At 48.2% G+C, this 20,794-nt stretch carries 19 protein-coding genes, 1 tRNA gene and 2 pseudogenes; 12 read left to right on the top strand and 10 right to left on the bottom strand.

The genetic code is table 11. From position 1 onward, the window contains the following. The first annotated feature begins 9 nt into the window (after positions 1–9). Positions 10–1,197 (top strand): rod shape-determining protein RodA, encoded by a 1,188-nt coding sequence (gene rodA, locus ACIDITHRIX25_RS95825; RefSeq protein ID WP_052604180.1) that lies wholly within the window; start codon positions 10–12, stop codon positions 1,195–1,197. Positions 1,198–1,289: 92 nt separating this feature from the next. Beyond that, a complete protein-coding gene (locus ACIDITHRIX25_RS95820; protein WP_160291687.1) occupies positions 1,290–1,895 on the top strand; it encodes a bifunctional nuclease domain-containing protein in 606 nt (201 codons plus the stop codon). Between the two features lie 135 nt (positions 1,896–2,030). Here the strand turns inward: ACIDITHRIX25_RS95820 and ACIDITHRIX25_RS95815 are convergent, their stop codons facing one another. After that, a complete protein-coding gene (locus ACIDITHRIX25_RS95815) occupies positions 2,031–2,936 on the bottom strand; it encodes an NAD(P)-dependent oxidoreductase (RefSeq protein WP_201733221.1) in 906 nt (301 codons plus the stop codon). A gap of 279 nt (positions 2,937–3,215) precedes the next feature. Here ACIDITHRIX25_RS95815 and ACIDITHRIX25_RS95810 point away from each other — a divergent pair, with 279 nt between their 5' ends. From ACIDITHRIX25_RS95810 to ACIDITHRIX25_RS95800, 3 genes are all read left to right on the top strand, one after another. After that, positions 3,216–3,773, top strand: coding sequence for an MBL fold metallo-hydrolase (locus ACIDITHRIX25_RS95810; protein ID WP_052604183.1), 558 nt, complete (start codon positions 3,216–3,218; stop codon positions 3,771–3,773). A 210-nt stretch (positions 3,774–3,983) separates the two neighbouring features. After that, positions 3,984–6,182: an SF1B family DNA helicase RecD2 gene (gene recD2, locus ACIDITHRIX25_RS95805; protein ID WP_052604200.1), complete on the top strand. Its 2,199-nt coding sequence runs from the start codon at positions 3,984–3,986 to the stop codon at positions 6,180–6,182. Positions 6,183–6,376: 194 nt separating this feature from the next. Continuing rightward, positions 6,377–6,859 carry a peroxiredoxin gene (locus ACIDITHRIX25_RS95800; RefSeq protein ID WP_052604201.1) on the top strand — a complete coding sequence of 161 codons (483 nt, stop codon included), beginning with the start codon at positions 6,377–6,379 and terminating at the stop codon, positions 6,857–6,859. Positions 6,860–7,042: 183 nt separating this feature from the next. Here ACIDITHRIX25_RS95800 and ACIDITHRIX25_RS95795 read toward each other — a convergent pair. From ACIDITHRIX25_RS95795 to ACIDITHRIX25_RS95780, 4 genes and pseudogenes are all read right to left on the bottom strand, one after another. Continuing rightward, positions 7,043–7,456 (bottom strand): annotated as a pseudogene (locus tag ACIDITHRIX25_RS95795) (zinc ribbon domain-containing protein); the annotation flags it as partial. 251 nt (positions 7,457–7,707) lie between these two features. Then, entirely contained in the window at positions 7,708–7,950 is a 243-nt protein-coding gene (locus ACIDITHRIX25_RS95790) for a hypothetical protein (protein WP_201733220.1), read from the bottom strand. A gap of 98 nt (positions 7,951–8,048) precedes the next feature. Next, a pseudogene (locus ACIDITHRIX25_RS95785) lies at positions 8,049–8,315 on the bottom strand (integrase core domain-containing protein); the annotation flags it as partial. A 139-nt stretch (positions 8,316–8,454) separates the two neighbouring features. Beyond that, a complete protein-coding gene (locus ACIDITHRIX25_RS95780; protein WP_201733219.1) occupies positions 8,455–8,730 on the bottom strand; it encodes a coiled-coil domain-containing protein in 276 nt (91 codons plus the stop codon). Positions 8,731–8,998: 268 nt separating this feature from the next. Here ACIDITHRIX25_RS95780 and ACIDITHRIX25_RS95775 point away from each other — a divergent pair, with 268 nt between their 5' ends. The 3 genes from ACIDITHRIX25_RS95775 to ACIDITHRIX25_RS95765 all read left to right on the top strand — a co-directional run bounded on the left by ACIDITHRIX25_RS95775 (position 8,999) and on the right by ACIDITHRIX25_RS95765 (position 11,157). Continuing rightward, a complete protein-coding gene (locus ACIDITHRIX25_RS95775) occupies positions 8,999–9,352 on the top strand; it encodes a hypothetical protein (protein ID WP_152625797.1) in 354 nt (117 codons plus the stop codon). Positions 9,353–9,541: 189 nt separating this feature from the next. Continuing rightward, the gene (locus tag ACIDITHRIX25_RS95770; protein WP_201733218.1) at positions 9,542–10,921 is read left to right on the top strand and encodes an exonuclease domain-containing protein; all 1,380 of its coding nucleotides are present in this window, start codon (positions 9,542–9,544) and stop codon (positions 10,919–10,921) included. 174 nt (positions 10,922–11,095) lie between these two features. Continuing rightward, positions 11,096–11,157, top strand: a tRNA-Ser gene (locus ACIDITHRIX25_RS95765). 768 nt (positions 11,158–11,925) lie between these two features. Here ACIDITHRIX25_RS95765 and ACIDITHRIX25_RS95760 read toward each other — a convergent pair. From ACIDITHRIX25_RS95760 to ACIDITHRIX25_RS95745, 4 genes are all read right to left on the bottom strand, one after another. Beyond that, positions 11,926–12,555, bottom strand: a complete 630-nt coding sequence (locus ACIDITHRIX25_RS95760; RefSeq protein WP_201733217.1) for a hypothetical protein — start codon at positions 12,553–12,555, stop codon at positions 11,926–11,928. A 33-nt stretch (positions 12,556–12,588) separates the two neighbouring features. Further along, a complete protein-coding gene (locus tag ACIDITHRIX25_RS95755) occupies positions 12,589–12,771 on the bottom strand; it encodes a hypothetical protein (protein ID WP_052604193.1) in 183 nt (60 codons plus the stop codon). Continuing rightward, the gene (locus tag ACIDITHRIX25_RS95750; protein WP_201733216.1) at positions 12,758–13,774 is read right to left on the bottom strand and encodes a hypothetical protein; all 1,017 of its coding nucleotides are present in this window, start codon (positions 13,772–13,774) and stop codon (positions 12,758–12,760) included. Before ACIDITHRIX25_RS95750 ends, ACIDITHRIX25_RS95755 begins: the two co-directional genes overlap by 14 nt. A gap of 314 nt (positions 13,775–14,088) precedes the next feature. Continuing rightward, a complete protein-coding gene (locus ACIDITHRIX25_RS95745) occupies positions 14,089–14,211 on the bottom strand; it encodes a PIN domain-containing protein (RefSeq protein ID WP_201733215.1) in 123 nt (40 codons plus the stop codon). A gap of 1,211 nt (positions 14,212–15,422) precedes the next feature. Between ACIDITHRIX25_RS95745 and ACIDITHRIX25_RS95740 the strand changes: the two genes are divergently transcribed. Together ACIDITHRIX25_RS95740 and ACIDITHRIX25_RS95735 are read left to right on the top strand one after the other, a co-directional pair. After that, the gene (locus tag ACIDITHRIX25_RS95740) at positions 15,423–15,731 is read left to right on the top strand and encodes a helix-turn-helix domain-containing protein (protein WP_201733589.1); all 309 of its coding nucleotides are present in this window, start codon (positions 15,423–15,425) and stop codon (positions 15,729–15,731) included. A gap of 225 nt (positions 15,732–15,956) precedes the next feature. Further along, positions 15,957–16,226 carry an integrase core domain-containing protein gene (locus tag ACIDITHRIX25_RS95735; RefSeq protein WP_201733214.1) on the top strand — a complete coding sequence of 90 codons (270 nt, stop codon included), beginning with the start codon at positions 15,957–15,959 and terminating at the stop codon, positions 16,224–16,226. A gap of 744 nt (positions 16,227–16,970) precedes the next feature. Here the strand turns inward: ACIDITHRIX25_RS95735 and ACIDITHRIX25_RS95730 are convergent. After that, positions 16,971–18,359, bottom strand: a complete 1,389-nt coding sequence (locus ACIDITHRIX25_RS95730; protein ID WP_201733213.1) for an FtsW/RodA/SpoVE family cell cycle protein — start codon at positions 18,357–18,359, stop codon at positions 16,971–16,973. A gap of 539 nt (positions 18,360–18,898) precedes the next feature. On the opposite strand from ACIDITHRIX25_RS95730, the gene nadC reads away from it, so the two are divergent. Both nadC and nadA read left to right on the top strand, forming a co-directional pair. Beyond that, on the top strand, positions 18,899–19,738 hold the full coding sequence (gene nadC, locus ACIDITHRIX25_RS95725) for a carboxylating nicotinate-nucleotide diphosphorylase (protein ID WP_201733212.1): 840 nt from the start codon (positions 18,899–18,901) through the stop codon (positions 19,736–19,738). A gap of 129 nt (positions 19,739–19,867) precedes the next feature. Further along, on the top strand, positions 19,868–20,791 hold the full coding sequence (gene nadA, locus ACIDITHRIX25_RS95720; RefSeq protein ID WP_052605362.1) for a quinolinate synthase NadA: 924 nt from the start codon (positions 19,868–19,870) through the stop codon (positions 20,789–20,791). Positions 20,792–20,794 lie beyond the last annotated feature (3 nt).

The raw sequence follows: 20,794 nt of genomic DNA, 5'->3' as shown, positions 1-20,794 counted from the left end.
CAGTGAAAAATGACGACATTTTCGATGTTTGCAACCCGGAAACGAGTGGCGAAAGAGAGCCTTTTGCACTTTGACTATTCGCTCGTGATCGCAACGCTTGCCTTGGCACTCGTGGGCGTTGTTATGGTCTATAGCGCAACGAAGGGAAAACTCCAAAGTGGAGGTTTGAACCCCAAATATTATTTGGAGCGCCAAGCGATCTGGGTCGTCTTGGGTTTTATCGCAATGATCGTAACGGTTCTGATCGACTATCGTCATATTCGTCGCTTGGCTTACGTGGTCTATGGCGGGGTATGTCTAGGACTTCTGGCGGTCCTTTCTCCTATTGGCCATAGCGCACTAGGCGCTCAACGTTGGTTCCAACTTGGTCCACTTCAACTCCAGCCATCGGAGTTCGCAACCCTAGCAGTTCTTTTAAGTGCGGCCTTTTTTCTAAGGGATGGCGAAGGACCAATACCGATCGGAAGATTGATAGGGGTTTTGGCCCTGGCTGGGCTACCTATGGCACTCGTCATCAAGCAACCTGATATCGGTACAGCCATCATCATCGGCGTGGTCTTTCTGTGCCAGTTGGTCGTTGCTCGAGTCCGTCTGGTTCATTTGGTGGTATTGGCCATGTTGGCGGTATTTGGTATTTACGTCGTGATTCATCTTCATATATTGCAGAAATATCAGCTCAACAGGTTGACTTCATTCGTAAATCCTCATGCAAATAATGCTACGACGGGCTACAATTTGGCGCAATCCAAGATCGCCATTGGTTCCGGTGGACTCTATGGCAAAGGATTGTTCCATGGGACTCAAACAAATCTGTCATACGTACCCGAGCAGCAGACAGACTTTATTTTTACCGCAGTTGGGGAGCAGTTTGGCTTTATCGGAGGGAGCCTCGTAATCTTAGGATTCGGCTTTATATGCTGGAGAGTTTGGCATGTGATGTCGATCGCTAGAGACAGACTTGGTCGCCTCTTGGCTGCTGGTGTTTTGGGGCTGTTGTCCTTTTCGATCTTCCAGAATGTAGCGATGACTATGGGGATTATGCCCATTACTGGGATACCGCTTCCATTTATGAGCTATGGTGGATCTGCTGCACTCTCCTTTTTCACAGCTGTGGGTGTAGCATTGGGGATTGGGATGCGAAACTCTAGATATGTACCGGATGATAAACGCCAATTTGCCGCTCAAATGAACGAATAGCCCTCGACTGGGTTTAGATTCGAAGGCTAGGAATGGGGCCTGGCCCTAGGAAGACGAAGCTACCTGAGTTGGAAAGACAAGAAATACCGCAAGTGGAAGAATTGAATGGCAAAGTTCAGTCTGAGACCCTTGACGATTCTCCATTCGTACCATCGGGCACTTCTCACGAAGATGTTTCACCCAAGGAGTTGCTCGAGGTCGATTCATCGCTCGATGAATTAGATTTTTCACATCCAAAAGTTGATACTATCGACGAAGAGTGCGTGTCATCTGGCTTTGATGAAACCGTTCTTCGATTGTCCAGTCGCAGGCGTAGCCGTGTTGTGGACGTTGGCGTCGCGTTACCAGACACCTTTGGCCATGTGATCATAGAAGAGACGGATGAGCCCAATAGACGGCTTTCGGTTCCGATATCTCTAGATCAGGCGTCTATGATAGCAGCGGCATTGCTCCATCTTCCGAGAAGGCGACCCTTGCTCGCCGATGTGGTGTCAGACCTTTTTGATCAATTTTCCATGACTATCGCAATGATTTCAATCACTGGGCGTCAAGGGGGTGTCTTCTTGGCGGAGGTTACCGTTGTCGATAGCCGTGGTCAACAAAGGACCGTTCCCTCTCGGCTTAGTGACGCTATTTTGTTGGGTCTAGCCTCTCCCATCATGCCCCCATTGATGGTTTCAGAGACGCTATTTGGATAAGGACTTCTGTGGCTGGGCCATTTTGATTTTCGTGTGAGTGACGAGCTTGCTCATGAATCTAAATGGCCCATATCATTGCCCGGCATCTTTTTCCTAGATCTCTCATTGCCTTTAGGGGCCTGCGACCTCTAAAGATCAGTAAGAACCTTCGATAACATTTTTTGGGGTCTCTCCCCTTGAAATTCTGGCAAGGTTGTCCTCTAAAAGTTCGGTTGCTTTTATGTAGAACGATTTGGTTGCTCCTCCAACATGGGGAGTTATGACCACATTTTCACACTCCCAGAGCGGGTGGCTGGGATCTAATGGTTCTGGATCGGTAACATCTATGCCAGCTGATATCCTCCCAGAGGAGACTTCTTTGTAGAGGTCCGCAGTTACCACTACCTCTCCTCGTGCAACGTTGATTAAGAGTGAATTATTGGGCATCATGGCTAAGAAGTTTGCGTCTATGAGGCCTTTGGTCTCCGATGTGAGCGGCACGACGACAACGACTATATCTGAGTTGCGTACAACTTCTTCGCACACGTTGAATGCTATCGTGTCGTTGTGGCCGCCCCTAGACACGAGCGTTGGAAGACCTCCAAAGGCTGTGATTAGGGTCGCTATTCGTCTTCCGATCGATCCAGCTCCTATTATTGTGACTTTGGCGCCGAAGATACTGGGACGTGTTTTTCGGGTGCTCCAGCCTTGGTTCTTTGCCCGGATGGTTGCGTCGATGCCTCGCAGTCTGGTTAGAATCAGGGCTATCGTCAACTCGGCCGTTGCATCGTCATGTACCCCTTTGGCATTGCAAAGGGTGACGCCTTCCCTCATAAAGGGTAAAGCGCGGTCGATTCCCGCAGTGAGCAATTGGAGCCATTTCAGTCTCGGCATCTTGTCGATAGCATTGTAGATCCCGTCGCCGCCCATGTAAGAAGGGACATAGATCTCGATCTCATCTAGGTTGGGAGGAAGTTCATCAACGTCGCCATCGAATATCGTTGCGGAGATGCCGTTGGGTAATTTGATGTGAGAAAATGCGTGTGGAATCAATATCTGCATATCAAAATCCTACAATCTCAAAGACTATCTCGATCTTGGATGAATCGAAAAAGCCCACCATGTTCCTCGTGCTAGTCCTAGAGGTCCAAGTGAGATTGAACTGTTTCAAAGATAAAATAAAAGTCAGGTAGGTCGAACCTGGGGATAAAAGCTGCAAAATTGGCTGCGAAGCGGTCCTTGGTCGAAAGGTTTTCTTAGGGTCTATTCACTTTTGACAATTGGGACTTTAGCCATGGGTGACTTGAATCACTATGCGTAGATCGTGTAGGGTAATCGGCCATGAATGCAAGATTTTTTCAACTTTTGAGCGGTTATGTATCGCCAGGCGTAGCCTCTAGTGTCTCTTTGGCGGCCGATGGCGAGCGAGTTGTAGTGATTGATCCAGGGATGGTCTCCAATAAGGAACTGATCATCTCGGCCATCCAATCGGTTGGGTATTCCGCACCGGAAGTTACAGATGTGATTGTGTCGCATCTACATCTGGACCACACGATGAACGTAGCTTTGTTTTCGAATGCGACGGTTCACGACTTTATGGCGAGTTATAAGGATGATTCATGGGAAAACCACGAGGAGAATTTTTCAATCACTGAAAATATCACTGTCGTCTCAACGCCTGGACATACCCGGGAGGATGTTTCAACTTTTGTCAAGGCCGACTCCGGATTGGTAGTCTGCACTCACCTTTGGTGGTCGAGTAGCGGACCGGAGGTTGACCCTTATTCGCACGATCAGAGAACTTTGGAGTCTTCTCGTTCAATGGTTTTACAGAGGAAGCCGGATTTGATTGTACCGGGCCATGGGCCCTCCTTCAAGGTAAGCGAACTAAGGCTTTGAGCGCTGCCTCGTTTGGAAATTTTAGGTGATTGTCTTGGAGCGGCCTGGGTGGTTAGAGAGATAGTCTCTGGCGCTTCAGAGGCTTCGTAAATGACTTAATTGAAGTTATTGCAGCCAAACGATCGAGATCTCTCGAAGTCGTGATGGCTGGACCCCCTAAAATACTTTGGGAGATTTAGGTGAGATCTTTTGGAGGTCAGTCGAGTCAAATTGAATTCAAATCAGCCTAGGCCGACAAAAACTAGCGGAAATGAGAGTCTGTCAATCTCGGGAACCGTTGAGAGGGTAACCTTCCATTCCGAAGAGTCGGGATTTTGTGTTCTAAAGGTGGTCGTTCCGGCGGTTAGGGAAGAGATAACTGTCGTCGGCACCATTGCCCAGGTCTCTCCGGGTGAATATGTGGAGGCAGAGGGTTTCTGGAGGATTGACTCGAACTACGGTAAGCAGTTCCAAGCCACCCGTCTCGTCTGTTCCACTCCGACCTCTTTAGAGGGCATTGAGAGATACTTGGGATCGAAGATGGTCAAAGGGGTTGGCCCACACTTTGCCAAGCTCTTGGTGGAGCGCTTTGGATCTGAGATCTTTAATGTGATTGAAAGCGATCCAAAGGTCTTGGGCGAGATTCGGGGAATCGGCGAAAAGCGGATCGCAAAGATTACTGCGAGCTGGCATGCACAGGTGCGGATTCGCGAAATCATGGTGTTTCTGCATTCACATGGTGTTGGAACTGCTCGTGCCGTTCGCATTTACAAGACCTACGGGGATGAGGCGATCGAGGTGGTAAGGGCAAATCCCTACCGGCTTGCTAGCGAGATCCGGGGGATTGGCTTCAAAACGGCTGACTTATTGGCTAAAAGCCTGGGAATAGCAAGCGATTCAGCCCTACGCGCTAGAGCAGGGGTCAGCTATGTCCTGTCAGAGTTATCTAATAAGGGCCATTGCGGCGCCGAGGTAAAGACGATTTTGGAGCTGGGCGAGAAGCTTCTTGAGATTGATCAGTTGATTTTAAGGGATGCCATCGATCTTGAAATAGGTGAAGGCTCCTTGATCCCATGGGAGGTAGATGGCGTCGAACTTATCTATCTGTCGCCGCTCTATTACGCAGAGTTAGGCGTGGCGACGAATATAGCCAGATTGATGAGAGCACCCTCGCCATGGCGTGAGATCGTAGCTGAACGAGCGATTGCTTGGATCGAAAAGAAAAATTCTATCTCACTTTCGCTTTCGCAAAGAGAGGCAATTGAGTTAGGAGTGAAGTCGAAAGTCCTGGTAATTACCGGTGGACCGGGAGTTGGGAAGACGACCCTTTTGAACAGCTTGATTGCAATAATCTCAGCCCGTCACCAAAGAGTGCTCTTGACTGCGCCGACAGGACGTGCGGCAAAGCGAATGAGCGAAGCGACAGGGGAGTTAGCAAAGACGATACATCGTACTTTGGACTTTGATCCAGCTACGTTAGGATTTCGCTTCAATCAAGATAATCGTCTCGAATGTGATTATTTGGTAATTGATGAAGTCTCAATGATCGATGTCGTTTTGATGAACAAACTTCTGTCTGCGCTCCCAGAGCACGCAGGAGTAGTCTTTGTTGGAGACGTCGACCAGTTACCATCCCTTGGACCAGGTGCTGTTTTGTCTGACATAATTGAGTCGCATGTGGTTCCTACTGTGCGTCTCACGGAGGTATTTAGGCAGGCCGGCGAGTCCATGATCGTTAGAAATGCTCATAGGATCAATTCTGGCCTTTTGCCAATTTTGGACGATCCAGGCCCGAAAAATGATTTTTATTTTATTGAAGCTCAAGATCCAGCAGCGATAGTAGAACGAGTAGTTCGTGTGGTAACCTCTCGAATTCCATCGCGATTTCACTTGGATCCGATCTCGCAAGTACAAGTTCTTACTCCTATGAATCGTGGAGGGACGGGTGCCCGCGCTTTAAATGAGTCCTTAGCTGCAGTTCTTAGTTCGAATTCAAATCGCATTACAAAATTCGGAAACTCTTTTTCAGTAGGGGACAAGGTTCTTCAAGTTGTGAACAACTACGATAAGGACGTCTTCAATGGAGATATAGGGATCATACAAGAGATAGACCTCGACGAAGAAGTATTGTCGATAGATTTTGAGAACCGCCGCGTTGCCTATGACTTTGGTGATTTGGACGAGATCGTTTTGGCCTATGCCACATCTATCCATAAATCACAAGGCTCTGAATATCCATGTGTGGTAATTCCGCTTTCAATGTCACACTATTCCATGCTTGATCGCAACATCTTGTATACAGCGCTAACCCGCGCAAAGTCGTTAGCCGTCATTGTGGGGGATAAAAGAGCACTTGCTATTGCAGTCTCGAATCGAAGTTCATCAAAGCGCTTGAGTGGCCTCAGACAGCAACTTACCCGGGCTATTTAGGCACTGTTGGCACATGACTCGGTTTTGGGTACCTATTGGCCTTATAGCCGAAGTCGCTTTTTAAGGTAGATTTTGTGGCTCGATGGTCTTTGGCGGAATACAAAAGGTGGCTTTGGTGGTTTTTGAGAGTGGCCTCTCTAAATACAGAGAGAGCTTTGGTCGAAGTGGATCAAAATAGCATTGTGGAGTTTTATATGGCAATAGCTGTCGGCGACAAGATTCCTGATCTTAACGTGGCTGTGACTATCGGCGACAAAACGGAATCTGCCTCTAGTGCGGATCTTTTGGGTAGCGGGAAGGTGGTGCTTTTCGCAGTACCGGGAGCTTTCACCCCCACCTGTTCTGACTATCATCTTCCTGGGTTTGTTATTCGTGCAGAAGATATCAAAGCCAAGAACGTTGGCAAGATTGCATGTATATCTGTAAATGATTCATTCGTGATGGGTGCATGGGGAAAGTCTCAAAATGTTGGTGATGAGGTTATTATGATTGCCGATGGAAATGGCGATTTCACCAAGGCTGTGGGTCTCGAGCTAGATGGCCGTGGCTTCGGGATGGGAATTCGCTCCCAGCGATATGCGATGATCATTGAAGATGGAATTGTTACTTCACTTGAGGTAGAGCCAGGTGGTGGACTGGATGTCAGTTCAGCCGAGGCTATCTTGGCTAAGCTATAAGACCAAATCCATCTCGATTGCTGCTCATTTGGTTGTTCGAATCCGCCAACCAATGGTTACCCCAGCCATCACAATTGGAAAAGCAGTTGTGGCTGGGGTGAGAAGTTCAGTGAACCTCCCCGCCCTTACGGACGGGGCTTCTGGCCTCGTCTGTTTGGTTGGGGTTCCCTAACATCGCTTCCATCACGCCACCGCGACCGACTGGTCTGGTACTAATGAATTAGCACTGGTAGATGAGTTCGCTAGTTTTGGCTTGCTAGTCTGAGATACCTCAGACAAGGCCCGGTTCTGGGCACTACTTCGGGCTCTGGCCTTAGGGCACTGCACCTTTTGGTGTGTCTTGCGTTGATTGAGTGACCAATGTTTTTCAGCTCGAAGATACGTGACTAAGATTGTTGTATCTAGTCCAATTGGAGAGTACTCTGCGTATATCGCCTTCTGGAGAATGTTTATTGCTCCTAGGGCGTCTCGATGACAGCTGAACCCACAGATAGGGCTCTTGCATCGGTAGTGCCGACCTGATGGTCGGTTGCGTCTTAAGCACGCTGGACAAGTTTGGCTAGAATATGACTCGTTTAGGGGTTCTATCTCTAAGTTAGTTTTCTCATTGAGGTATTGCTCTTGAGGGCCTCTTGACCACTGCGGTAACCGTCAGTGTATTTGCTGGAAGTGACTGTTATATATCTTAGTTGCTATCCACTCGACCGGGGTAGCAATAAGTCAACTATCCCCGATTTATTTTCTTGCTTGTGTCAACTCCTCCCCAAGTAGATCGATGATGGAGATTGGTTCGTCACAGGAGGGACAATATCCCCCTATTCCTACTCGAGCCATAAAGGTATTACACTCTAAGCAGCGTTGTTCTCCGAGGGATCGTTCACCACAACACCTACACTCATAGACGGTGAAGCGTCGATGTGACTTTGGAACTGTGACTGGAGAATGTCACCTATATCGTGACGTCGTCGATAAGCAAGAGCCCGACAAGCATCGGAGCAATAGGTTCTCCTCCCTGACAAGGGGAAGTTGCCTCCACAGACAGGGCACGCTATCGTGACGCTATCGTGACGCAACGGAGGTCTGGCACTCATGGCAGACTCGTTAGGTTCAAATCAGACGCTGCAGTGGTGGACTTTGATGTTGTCGTTGTCTGGTTTGTTGGAACAAGTGACGTAGAGACAACTGGCTTTCAGTTCCGGGTGTTGGCATTGATCCATCGTTTTGGATTCTTGGCTTTGGCCTCCTCGTAGACCTTGACTCGCTTGGCGAGGATCATGACATCTTCGCCGTTATGTTTTTGGTTTGGGGTCACAAAGTTCAAGCCAGAGTGATGGTGCTCCTCGTTGTAGAACTGGACGAATCCCTCGATCCAGACCCTTGCCGCCATGAGGGAGGCAAAGCCATCGTGGGGATAGCTCGCACAGTACTTGACTGTGCGAAACATCGATTCCATGTGAGCATTGTCATTCGATTAACCGGCTAATCCTGTTCCAAACAATCTATGGACTTTTGAAGATTTCAAGTCGCCGGTCGTCGGTAACGATCTTCTCTGCTGAGACGTCGAATCTGTTCTTCATGACGACGAACATTGTCTGCTAGAACTTCGACTGCAGTGCGTAGGTGACTGATTTCGGCAGATAATCCCAAAAAGGTGTGTACATCTCGACTGGCTTACTCTTCTCCGACGAGGTGCCAAAGACGAGCTTTGCGAGAGTCGTCACCCTCTCGGTGAGTGCGCCAATCTGGCCTTCGAGCTCACTAACCCGTGCTCGAAGTTCGGCGTTCTCCGCCTGAAGACGGGCATTATCGCCAGCGAGGCGTTCTGCCTCCGCCTTCCAGTACGCTGACTCGGTTGTATGCAAACTGTCCATGACTACCAGTTAACACTATCTAGCGCTTCGTGTCCGGTCCTGTTTTCGTCAGGGGTGGTACGGGTTCACCGAACGTTTACGAAATGAGATCCTATTAGCCGGTTAACAGTGAACTCCTGGGACGTGAGTAGGAGGCAGCTGTATCAAGTAGGTAACACAGTGCCACTAGGGTTATCCCCTTCATAGGCGAACCGTTGTCGCTAGTTGAGTACTTGTATGAGCTAGATGTAAATATATCGAGGTCACGGCTTTTCGGTATCAAATGATAATGCAGAGAGTCTCTGCGCTCTTCAAGACCGTGAAGTACTTTCCAAACTATCGCTATGGAGGATTTCCGACAATTGAAGAATCGCGTAAGTGGATGAGTGACTTTGTTGATCACTACAACAACGACCATCAACACTCAGGTATCAAGTTCGTAACCCCACAGCAGGCTTACAGCGGCGAACATATCGAGTTACTTGCTAAGCGGCGCGAAGCTGTAGGCGGGAGCAACGCAAATCTACACCAGGAAGGTGGATATCGGACAAATGCAGAGACTGGAATCCAGTATCAGAGGTACCAATTATTCCTACGAATAAGTCGGTCAGAGATGAATCAAAAGGGAGGCAAAGGGAGGTAGCTTAGATTGTGCGAAAGTGACAAGTTCTTTGGCAGGCTCCGCTTATCTGGTGTGCGATTTTTTCACACTTGTTGATATCAAGAGCCTGAGAACTACGTTTGCTTACGAAATATTTATTTTTGAAGCTATTTAGAAAATCTCGGTACTCAAATGTGCTACGAAATATTCGGAACACTGGGGGGATAATTGTTGAAATCTTTACGGGAGAAATTCAAAGACGCGATCCAACGCGGTAACGATCCCGCAAAAAGTAATCGAAAGCTTCATTCGGAATTTAAACAAAAAACTACTGCGCCTGCGAAAGTCGCTGATCAACATAAGTACACGAAAAACATCGACACGTTCATAGGCGACCTGCCAAATCTTGAATATGACTTTATTGCCCTTGACTTTGAAACTGCAAACGAAGATAGAAGCAGTGCATGCGCCCTCGGCATCGCTGCATTTAGAGGCAAAGAGATAGTTCACAATTCTGCAATTTTAATAAATCCTCGTACTGACAGATGGGTCTTTTACGACATTCATGGTATCCGTGCACTCGATGTCGCTGATGCTCCTCTTTTTTCGGCGATTCTTGAAAAGCTTTACCCAATTCTAAAAGACACGTACGTGATTGCCCATAACGTTGGATTTGATTCTGAAGTGTTTCGCGAAAGTGCGCGTGCATGTGAGTTTTCTGCGCCAGGTCTGATTTGGACCGATTCGAAATTTGGTATTCCAACTTGGGCGCAATCGAGATACTGGAAGCTCGACCTAATTGCTGAAAAGCTCGGGCTTTCACTGGATCATCACAATGCCGGATCGGATGCCAAAGTCGCTGGGCAAATTTGGACTACGGGAATGGCGGAAGTTCGAGGATCTAACAGGGTGGTACTCCCTTCAAAGGATGTACTTTTATGGCCCACGCCAGCCTCCTTTGCTGTACCGACTGGAGTTAAAATTACCCAATCAGCTTTCGACTCGGTTGAGGCCGATTTGATTATGAAAAAATACGGAGCCACAGTTTCGGTCGATCTCACGCGATTAACTTTCAGAGATGAGATTGTCTGGGCTCTTACCGTTAGCAAACGTCAAATCGGAATGGTCAAGGGTGACAGCGCCGCCTTGCTTGACGAAGCTTTATCCGGAAGCTGGTCAGAGCAAAAAGCAAACGTGTACTTGAGGTCCAATAACGCTTACAACGAAGACGGTAAAGCTGAATTTCTACACGATGTTCAAGGTCCACAGATTCTGGGGAAGGCGCCCTTACGTATTCCAAAGCATTCGCCGCTGTCTCTAATTATAGATCCTGGTCAACTCGACCTTATCGTGGATCAAATTCGAGGGAAATCGAAAAGAATGAATTTCAAGGAAGTCGGTAACGTCCGAATAATAGACGAAAATTTAGCATTGTTTCACGATCAGATCTTTATTGGTGAGATTGACACTAAAAAACACACCCCGTTTGATCGAAAGCTCAAAAATCTTTGTCGAGAAGGATATTTGCCAATGGTGGATTATCACATCAAGCTTTCGAATAAGAAGGAACTTGAGTTTGCAAATGCGTTTGTCGATCTTAGTTTGAGGTGACCAATGGCGGGCGAAAGAGAAGTGCTCGGCTCAATCTAGCCAGCCTAATCTGTCACCAAAAACTGAGCGTGTCACATTTCGTGTCACACTTTTTTGACTTATCCCTCATTTTATTGATTGATAGTCAACAAGTTGTTGCAGTTCAAGACGATTAAAGCTCATTCCAGATATATTGCGAACGAACCTAAATCTGACTTCGGATCAGACGGTTGGGGGTTCGAATCCCTCCGGGCGCGCAAGACCTCACCTTTTCAGAAGCCTTAAAGGGGCCCTTCAGCTTTCAGCGGGCTCTAACCAGATTCCTCTCAGCCATCTAATTCGGAGCCTTCCGTATTAATGCCCAATCTTCCAAATCGATCATTCTCCAAACTTGGAGAATGGCTCAGTTTTGGAAGAGCGTTGACACTGTGAAACAAAACAAAGCCAATATAGGCTCCCCCGTCCTTTTCGATCCTAGCGATATTTGTAATGCCCTCGTTGGTTTAAAGGAGGTGAGAATCCTCCATTACCAGAGAATTGGTCCCGTAGCCGAGATCGCTATTGAGCAGACCGTCTCTGAAGTTCGCTGTCCTGTGTGTTGATTTGTAGCACTCGTAAAAGAGTGACCCTTCGTCACCTACATCGATCTTCCATTTGGCGGTACCCCTACGAGGATCTTCGAAGTGTAGAGATTTCTACGCAACTAGCCACTTTCGGAAAAAGGCGGTAACGCGGATAAGCATATAAAATCGACGTCGTCGACTCGCATAGGGGATGGATCACCAACAGGAGGCGGTGCAAAGTAGTCGGTATCAGCAAAGAATCAAATATTGCGATGGGATGTCTTCGAACTTCTAGGATACGTAATTCATTTCGATTACTGTAGGAGCATCTATTCATTCAACATCGTATGTTGCCCCGTTAGTTGTACAGCTAAATTTGTACAACTCTGGGGAGCTAGTTTTTAGATTTCCAGAAAGAGCTTTTCCACGCGCGCGCCGAGAACTTCATTGCAAAATCGCAATTTACGTAACGCTTAAATTAAGGCGGGTGTAAAAAGTTCGGACTGCGACTACCGAATCAGCGCGTAGTGATTTCTCATCGAGTTCCGGATGGTCGATGATCATTTGAGATGCATAGGCTACAGGTCCTTGGGCGCCAGTGTTGGCAAAGTTAGCGTAAAGATCATCAATAGCAGTTCGAACACCTCCGACCAGCTCACTTCCGAACCGAGCTTCGACAAGTTCTGCTCCTTTCACTGGCCCACCTAGGTCGTTGTGTAGGAGCACGAAGGCGATGTCATACCAATCCTTTTCCTTGCGTCGCCCATAGGCGGCTGCGATCTTTGCCAAGAGAAAGCCGGCAAGGCCAGTGACTTTCACATCAACGTAATATTGGTTTCCGCCAACCTGGGCGCTCATAGTCCGAGGTAAAAAATCGCGAGCTGCAAATCCGGTACCCCGAAGGTTCGCCGCTCCGAGTTCTTTGCAGTCATCGAAGCTGACCAAGGAGCCGGCCGGCGCATACTCTAGATCAGCGAGCAGTTCAAACTTGACGACGGCCTTCTGTCCATCTGCATCTGATTGCCATCGCCAGACGCGCTGAGGGTCGGGAGTGAATTCTGCGTTGCTGAGAGCCTGCTCGAGACGGGACATGTTGGTCGCGCCGGCTGCTATCTCAAGGTCGACTTAAACGTCGACGTCGGTTGTGCCGGCGTGGATGACTCCTGATTTTGAGCAGAGCAGATCGGGCACTAAACCGCCAAGTAGGACAAACTCGGGGTTCTCTCCATAGTGGTGCACCACTCGGACCAGCGCTTCTTCGGCTGCACGACGAGCTGCTCTGGAGCGAGGAGGATCATCGAGTGCCACGCTGGACCTCCTTCAAATGTTCTGCCGCTTCCTCTCCCCGGACTCCGACATGGCGAAGGTCGGCATATATCCGCGGCCAGGGGGCTACGCGTATGCCATCTCGTTCACCAGCAGTTCGTCTAGAGAATTGAGTGGGAAAGGGTCGGAGGATGAGCCTGCCACCATCCATAGGCTCAACGTGCGCGAAACGCGCAGCGTTGCGAAGATCCAGTTCTCTTCGGCCATCGACATAGAGGTCTCCTCCAGATATCTCAGTCAGGTAGGGGGCAAGCATCGCCGCTCCGAGCGCCCCCGTCGCGGCCCAAGCAATACCAGCGTTATCAAATTGCTCGCCCAACTCCCTGACGGTGACCAGAGGGTCTCTCCACAGGACCCCACAACGCAACTCAGCCTTTGGTCGTTGCAGGGCCACAGCGTCTGCGTACTCATCCAACAAACGATCCGGATCGACGACCTGACGCCCCGAACGGGGGCCTCTCGACGCTTTAGTCTGGAGCAGCTCCCACTTCGAAAGAACGGCTAGCGCCTCTGCAATCGAACTAGTGGAATGCCTTGACACCTTCGCTACTGCCGTGACCGTAGCCGGTACGCCACAGAGCAATGCCTCGGCAACCCCGAGGACCGTCGGACTCCAACTCGGCTCGTAGGTCTTAGCTTGCCGATTCCCGGATAATGCAATAATGATGTTCCCAACTACGATCTCAGCAGCTCCCGTTTCATCAACCCAGCCAACACCAGCTTGCGAGGCTAACTCTCGAGCGGCGAGCGAGATCTCCGAACCCACGATCACGTCTGGCCGTTCCTGAAATTGAAGGACGTCACGAATCTGAGGAAGACCACCCCTTCCAACCCATCGCACCTTTAACTCCCGAGAACCAACGGCTACAGTGGCAACCGAGCCATTTATCGAAGATACGTTCAATGTCACAGCTCGAGGAAGTACTTCGCGCAATGCCGAAACAAGCCGCGGCGTCCGCCCATCATGTGCTCTAATGTTATTCATCGAATATAACTATATATCGGTGCTGCACCGATATATCTGTTATAGGGAAGTAAATTAGCGACAACGGTATTCTCTGAACGCGATTCTCTTTCTACCTGAGCCCGCACAGATCGCCGGATTAGATAGCTTCCAAATACTGAGCGGATTCAAGTTAGACATAGCAACGAGTTCGTTTGGATAAATCAGCCCAGAATAGCCTCCATCGTCTGAGTTGAAGTTTCGAGGAGCCGCAGCAGCAGCGTCTTATTTTGGTGGATCTAAATATGCGAATTTATCGAGCTTATCCAGGGTGGCCAGCAACTCGATAAGTGCAACTACTCCACCGTCCATATCGGAAGTCCGCATCCGAGGAAGTCACCGTCACGTGTAAGAATGCCAGCATCCATGGTCATGGCTAGCGCGACAGGAGCCCAATCCTGCGGATCTTGCGGACTCAACGAAGTGCGACTGCCTTCTTCTTCTCGTATGCAGACGAAGGAATGATGTCAATGGTGCGGCTAGAGAAACGATCATCAACGAGGCTCAACAGTAGGTCGACCTGCAATTGGCTCAAATGGCCACCTTCGACAATGTTCCTTGCTCATTTTGGTAGTTGGTGCCAAGTCCCTTACTACTGCTCTTGAGCGACGACACTGTGCAACTCCGGATGGCGAAAAAGGTCACGTTCTCGTCTGCGGAGCAACTCTGCAATGAGCACTCTCGCGTCGACCACCACAATTACTCAGATAACCGTCGCCGCACTTCGTGAGTATTCCAAAACTCTTTACCAGTGCTTTTAACCTACCACAGGGGCCATTGTGAAATGACCGTTTTTGCGTATTGGACAGCAACGCATTTACTCAAAATGGTTGCTTAGAATTCAAGAACTCCCCTCGAGCGTTTCTTTGGATCCAAAGAAATAAGCAGTCCCGTAATTGGATCTGAAAGTTGTGTTTTTAGCTCTATTGGACTCGAAATAAAGGGGTTTGGTTCCAATACGTAGTTTCGGAACCAGTTACCCTTTGTGCTACTCCTGGCTTAGAGTTGTCCGTAATCCTCAGAAAAGCGAAAGACAATTTTCTAATCAAACAACGGGAGGTTTGGAAGGCCCCCATTTAATTGATCCGCTACCAATGTGAGCTTTGTATCCATAATGTAGATGGAGAAAATTATTGTGAAGTCCAAAAGGCATACCCGTTCTACTCAAGGTAAGCAGGGCGCAGGTGCGCAAGAAGATCGCTGAAGGGGACAAGATGCTAAATGACGGTGCAACCATAAGTGAAGTTGCCGCTTTGCCATAAAAGCCCTAAGGCGCTGCAGTTACCGAGACAACCTGGCACCGATGGAAGAGTACCTACGCTGCATTGAAGGGAACCAAAGTAAAGCTTACTCAAGGAACTTGAATCTAAAGAACCGTCGTCTAAAGAACCGTCGTCTAAAGAACCGTTGCCTAAAGAGCATCGTTGCTGACCTAACTCTTGATGTCTCCATGCTTAAGGAGGTGACGATAAGAAACTTCTAACCCCGAATCGTCGTCGTATGGTAGTTCACAAACTACAGATACGATTCGGGGTTTCTAAAGAGACGAGCCTGCAAAGTAGCAGGTCAAAATCGTTCTACGCAGCGTACCGTAGCACCTGAACGCAAAAGTGCAGATCTAGACGAAGAGATCACGCAACTCCTAAGAACGTTTGCCCTAGAACACAAAGCTCAGGGTTACAAAAGAGCATATCGCTACGTCATAGACAAGGGATACCATGTCAATATCAAAAAGGTAAGGTCTCTTTGGCGACAAGCCGGCTTGAAGGTACCCTATAAAAATAAGAAGAAGTCCACCGTTGGTAAAGCATCTTCTAGTCACGACAATCCATGGGCTACCACGTTCCTCTGGAGAAAAACGTTTCATGGGCACTTGACTTTCAATTCGACCAGACAACCGATACTCGTACTATCAAGATCCTTTAGTATCATTGATTAATACTCAAGCCCTAGGTTGTGAGGGAAGCCCTAGCGTCAATAACAGCCAGATCGATCGATTCACTAGGAGTTATTGCCGTCCTGGATGATATCGTAGCAAGCCGAGGTCATCCTATCTAAATAAGGTGTGACAACGGACCAGAGTTCATCTCGAAAGCTCTTTCGGAATGGTCAATTGAAATGGGCGTAACCCTTATGCCTACCGAACCTGTATCTCCATGGCCCAGTGCAGCTTTATGGGGTCAGAGTTGAATCTTTCAATTCCAGATTAAGAGATGAATTTCTCAACGGCGATCTATTCGAGAGCGTCGAAGAAGGACAAGCGCTGCTAGATATCTATAGCGATGACTTCAATGAATTTAGAAGTCACAGCTCTCTTGGATACCTATCTCCGACACGATTCCTAGAACTCACCGCACAAGACCAACGAATGGTGCTTACCAAGTCGTATAAACGACGAGGTTGGTACGCTCCGGCGTGTTTCGTGAGGGTTTGAGGAAGAAAGGTTGATTGAGTTGTGGACGATTGCTAGTGGTAATGAGCAATGTTCCGTTCGTGTTGAATAGGTTTTTAAACATACTTTGAGAATTGCTATTCCGCATGGTTCGTGATTAATTTTCTTGGTGGCGGGTCCCCATTAGAGGAAGTGAAGAAGTACATAGAAAACCAGAAACTCCCAAGAGGTAAATCAGGGAGACCAAGAAAGAACGAGGTCGCTTGACCCCTCCCTTACGGAAGGGGATTACGCTCCCGTTGGTTCAATTGACTACACACGGTTTGGGATCTTTTGTAAATTAAAGTTAAAGTTCCGAATGAGGCTTAGGCGGATTTTGGGGATCATGCCGTGCGTTTGTTTAGGAAAGTCATGGTGACTTTCAAGGCGAATGTTTAAAGATATCAGGACCTATGTATGCAATTTGTTGCAATGCCTGATGATGCAGACAACTCATAACGATAGCGCAAATCCAAGTTGGTAATAGAGGCCCTGGGGAGATAGTGTTATTGTTCTAGAAAAAATTGCCATACATTGCACCTAGTCGGTCAGGTGCATTCTTGCAATATCTCAGGCTACGGTATCTCTGGCCACAATTTGTCTCCACGACGTTGAAGGTGATTGGGCCGAGCCAGATCGCGGTCGTTCTGGGTACTTTCTACCTTGACTTTAAGTTAGATCCTTTTAGTCCTATGGTGAATTTAGGAAGAAGTGGCGTGGCCCAAAGGGTTAATCTTTAAGGTTGGCCTATGCGGTTTTGGCCCTGCGGCTAAGTAAAGATCGTCTGGATTTGAGTTCATTTTCGAGCTCGTCTGGGCGATTACCTTCATCGCTAATTCTCATAAGGATCGAAATCAGAATGTAATTTGAGATCAACGATGATCCGCCATAGGCAACAAATGGTAAGGTCACTCCGGTAAGGGGTAGCAGCCGCACGATTCCACCCATTATGAAAAACGATTGAAGACCAATTATCATAGTGAAGATAGCCGCGATTAGGGAGCCAAAAGGGCTCTTTGCTCGCAGTGCGGCTCTGATTCCGATTCCAACTATGAGTAGGAAGGCCATCACTATTGCGCTGGTTCCCAAGAGCCCCATCTCTTCACCGATAGCGGCAAAGATGAAGTCTGACGTTACAACAGGAATGATTGTGGGGTGACCCCTCCCGAGACCGGTACCAGAGATCCCACCTGCAGCCAGAGCATATTGTGCCTGGACGATCTGATACCCTATTCCTTGGGCGTACTTCCATGGGTCTATCCAGATAGTTACTCTTACGTTGACCTGTGTAAAAAGATTAGAGGCGCCAAGCGCTCCAAGGACAAACAAAATGCTGCCACCAAAGAGGTAGCGAATTCTAGAAGTCGCCATCCATATCGTGATGATGAAGACTAAAAAGAGCATCAACGAAAAGCCAACATCTCGCTCGAGAGTCATGACTAGAAGCGATGCAATCCACGCAGTGGCAATGGGTCCTAAGATTCGTATATTTAGCGATTCTCGGAGGCTCAAACGACTCCCCATGGCGCCCAACACGTCGCGTTTTTCAATGAAGTAGGAGGCAAAAAAGATTGCGAGATTTAGCTTGGCAATTTCTACAGGCTGAAAGCTGACCGGTCCCAGTCTTATCCACAACCTGGCGCCATTTATATTTTGCCCTATTCCTGGTGCTAGCGGCAGAACTAATAGCAGCAGTCCCGAAAGCGCCAGGAGGAATCTATATCGGTCCAAAATTTCAGATCGATTTACTATTATTAGTGTTGAAATATAGGCTATCACGCCCAAAGTGGCCCAAACCCCTTGAAGAAGTGCTTCTTGTGGATCTAGACGTGCGATCATCACGTAGCCCAGACCGTTTAAGAGGGCGACAATGGGCATCAGCGCTGGATCAGCATAGGGTGCCAAAAAGAGATTTGCAATGTGGACAACAAGTGGCAATGCGACCATGGCGACTAGGACGATGATCAGGTTGGAGGGTAGGGCGGAATTGAGGCCTAGCGATGCTAATAGAAAGGCAAGAATTGTAATCCCAGATGCAAGTAGCAGCATACCGAGCTCGCTCTTTCGCTGCCGGGTATAGCGTTTGACATTAGCTCGTTGTGGAATTTGCCCCATTGCGGCAATTCTTGAACCCAAAAACGGACTCCTTTTCTGGGTGTAGGTTAGCGCAGTGATAAATTAGCGCAATTATTCCGAACCGTTGGCGTCTATGATAACACGATTCCAAGCTAACACGAGTTATGGCCACGTTATGACCATTGCCAAGGTTTGACGATGTCCTTGGTCGAATCTATCTTTGGCACTTTGACCTCTACTATTTCGCCTCTGGCCACCACAGACGTTTGGTCTTCATTGCTAGATCAGATCCCTTAATGCCTGGTTCTTCTGGCGTGGGCAGGGAAATTGGAGGCAAAAGATTTCTGAATACGAATTCAGATTAGCCAGCTCGTTTTGCAGGTGGTGTAATAGGTAATTTGTCGCAACTAGGCCCCTATCTTTTAGTGGGGGCTTTGTCTGATAGAAATCTATAAAAAGACTTGCATTATGCGCCGGGCTAATTTTTTGCCTGGTTTTCACTATTTATTTGAGGGATCCTAGTTGACGTCTAGGATGAATTCAATCTTAGGCAAAAAGCAGTTGGCGCCCCAAGACAGAATTGAACTGGAGTCGTTTGAATGACGCAATTAGACTTTCGCCACTTACGCGGTGATATATCTCGATGGATCGAAGAGGATCTAGGAGCAGGTGACATTACGTCAATACTCACCATTCCTAATGAGAGATCTGGCGAGGCTGTATTCGTCTCTAAAGGCGACGCGATTATTTCAGGCCTGCCGATCGCCCGAGAGATCTTTCGAACTATCGATTCAGATGTCTTCTTTGAATTGGAAGTTGACGAAGGTAGCCATGTTCGCAATGGTGAAGTGCTCGCCCGGGTCAGGGGAAATCTTCGATCTATCTTGGCTAGCGAGAGGTTATCTTTGAATCTAATTCAAAGATTGAGCGGAATCTCTACTATGACATCTACTTTTGTGGCAGAGGCTCGTGGGACAAAGGCGAAGATCGCCGATTCTCGCAAGACCACTCCTGGTCTTAGGTATTTGGAGAAGTATGCGGTCAAAGTTGGTGGTGGCGTGAATCACAGGTTTGGCCTATTCGATGGGATCTTAATCAAAGATAACCACATCGAATCCTTGGGATCAGTGCGAGCAGCTACGATGGCTGCCAAGGCAAATGCGCCTCATTATCTAAAAGTCGAGGTTGAAGTCTCTAATTTGGACGAGCTTCAAGAGGCTCTTGAAAGCGGAGCTGATGGAGTCTTGTTGGATAATATGGACGATAGATCTACAGAGGAAGCAGTTCGAATCGTTGCAGGCAGAGTCCTGGTCGAGGCTAGCGGAAATATGGTGTTGAGTCGGATTGCTCAAGTGTCCCGTACCGGCGTTGATTTGATCTCAGTAGGTGCCCTGACTCACTCCGCAAATGCGATCGACATCTCATTGGATATCTCATAGCAGCAATAGTGCATACCAACAATGGATCCTAAGCGAATGGCAAGGTAAAGCTTGCTTGGTGTATGATTATCGATAGGTACTAGTCTTAATGACTACAACCGCATGTGCTTAAGGCATAGGGAGCGAATTATGTTGAGCATTGATCTCTCGCAAGAGATTATGGAGTTGAAGAAGAAGCGGAATGCAGTTATCCTAGCTCATTCATACGAACGTCCCGAAGTTCAGGATGTGGCAGACTTTGTAGGAGATTCACTTGGCCTTTCCCGAGTGGCGGCCAACACTTCGGCCGACATCATTGTCTTTGCTGGCGTTCACTTTATGGCCGAAACCGCCGCGATTTTGAATCCTAAAAAGACGGTATTGATTCCAGATTTAGATGCTGGATGTTCTTTGGCTGACACGATAAGCGCAAAGGACGTCCAGGAGTGGCGGGATGAAAATCCTAACGGGCAAGTGGTTGCTTATGTCAATACATCCGCAGAGGTAAAGGCCCTGGCCGATGTCTGCGTAACTAGCGCTAACGCTGTTGCAGTTGTGCAATCTTTAGATGCAACTCGACCGATATTTTTTCTGCCTGATATGTTTCTTGGAGCTCACGTAGAGCGTGTCACTGGCATCAAGATGCACGTTTGGATGGGAGAATGTCACGTGCATGGCGGAATTGGAGATAAAGAGATTCGCGAGACTCTTGAAGCGCATCCAGACGCCGAGTTTTTGATACACCCTGAATGCTCCTGTGGAAGCTCTTGTCTGTACTTGAAGCCCGATGCCAAAATGCTTTCAACTGAAGGGATGGTGACCTACGCTAAGGCGTCCGACCGGACAGAATTTGTGATTGCTACGGAAGTCGGTATCATTCATCGGTTGAACAAGATGGCGCCAGGTAAAAAGTTTTTACCCGTCAAAGAAAGTGCTATCTGTCAATATATGAAGATGATCACCCTTGAAAAGATATATGACTCTTTGGTCGAGGACAAATATGTTGTGTCGGTGGACGAGGAGATCGCAAGGGCTGCACTAGGGGCAATCGAAGCCATGATCTCAATTGGTTAGTCA

The organism is Acidithrix sp. C25 (assembly GCF_904848545.2).
Note: the sequence above shows the minus strand (reverse complement) of the source record. Positions and strands in the feature narration are given on the sequence as shown.

Bases quoted from the DNA above. Each gene is read 5' to 3' on its own strand.
- rodA (WP_052604180.1), top strand. From the start codon at position 10: ATGACGACATTTTCGATGTTTGCAACCCGGAAACGAGTGGCGAAAGAG.
- ACIDITHRIX25_RS95815 (WP_201733221.1), bottom strand. From the start codon at position 2,936: ATGCAGATATTGATTCCACACGCATTTTCTCACATCAAATTACCCAAC.
- ACIDITHRIX25_RS95810 (WP_052604183.1), top strand. From the start codon at position 3,216: ATGAATGCAAGATTTTTTCAACTTTTGAGCGGTTATGTATCGCCAGGC.
- ACIDITHRIX25_RS95800 (WP_052604201.1), top strand. From the start codon at position 6,377: ATGGCAATAGCTGTCGGCGACAAGATTCCTGATCTTAACGTGGCTGTG.
- ACIDITHRIX25_RS95790 (WP_201733220.1), bottom strand. From the start codon at position 7,950: ATGAGTGCCAGACCTCCGTTGCGTCACGATAGCGTCACGATAGCGTGC.
- ACIDITHRIX25_RS95780 (WP_201733219.1), bottom strand. From the start codon at position 8,730: ATGGACAGTTTGCATACAACCGAGTCAGCGTACTGGAAGGCGGAGGCA.
- ACIDITHRIX25_RS95775 (WP_152625797.1), top strand. From the start codon at position 8,999: ATGCAGAGAGTCTCTGCGCTCTTCAAGACCGTGAAGTACTTTCCAAAC.
- ACIDITHRIX25_RS95760 (WP_201733217.1), bottom strand. From the start codon at position 12,555: ATGTCCCGTCTCGAGCAGGCTCTCAGCAACGCAGAATTCACTCCCGAC.
- ACIDITHRIX25_RS95750 (WP_201733216.1), bottom strand. From the start codon at position 13,774: ATGAATAACATTAGAGCACATGATGGGCGGACGCCGCGGCTTGTTTCG.
- nadC (WP_201733212.1), top strand. From the start codon at position 18,899: ATGACGCAATTAGACTTTCGCCACTTACGCGGTGATATATCTCGATGG.
- nadA (WP_052605362.1), top strand. From the start codon at position 19,868: ATGTTGAGCATTGATCTCTCGCAAGAGATTATGGAGTTGAAGAAGAAG.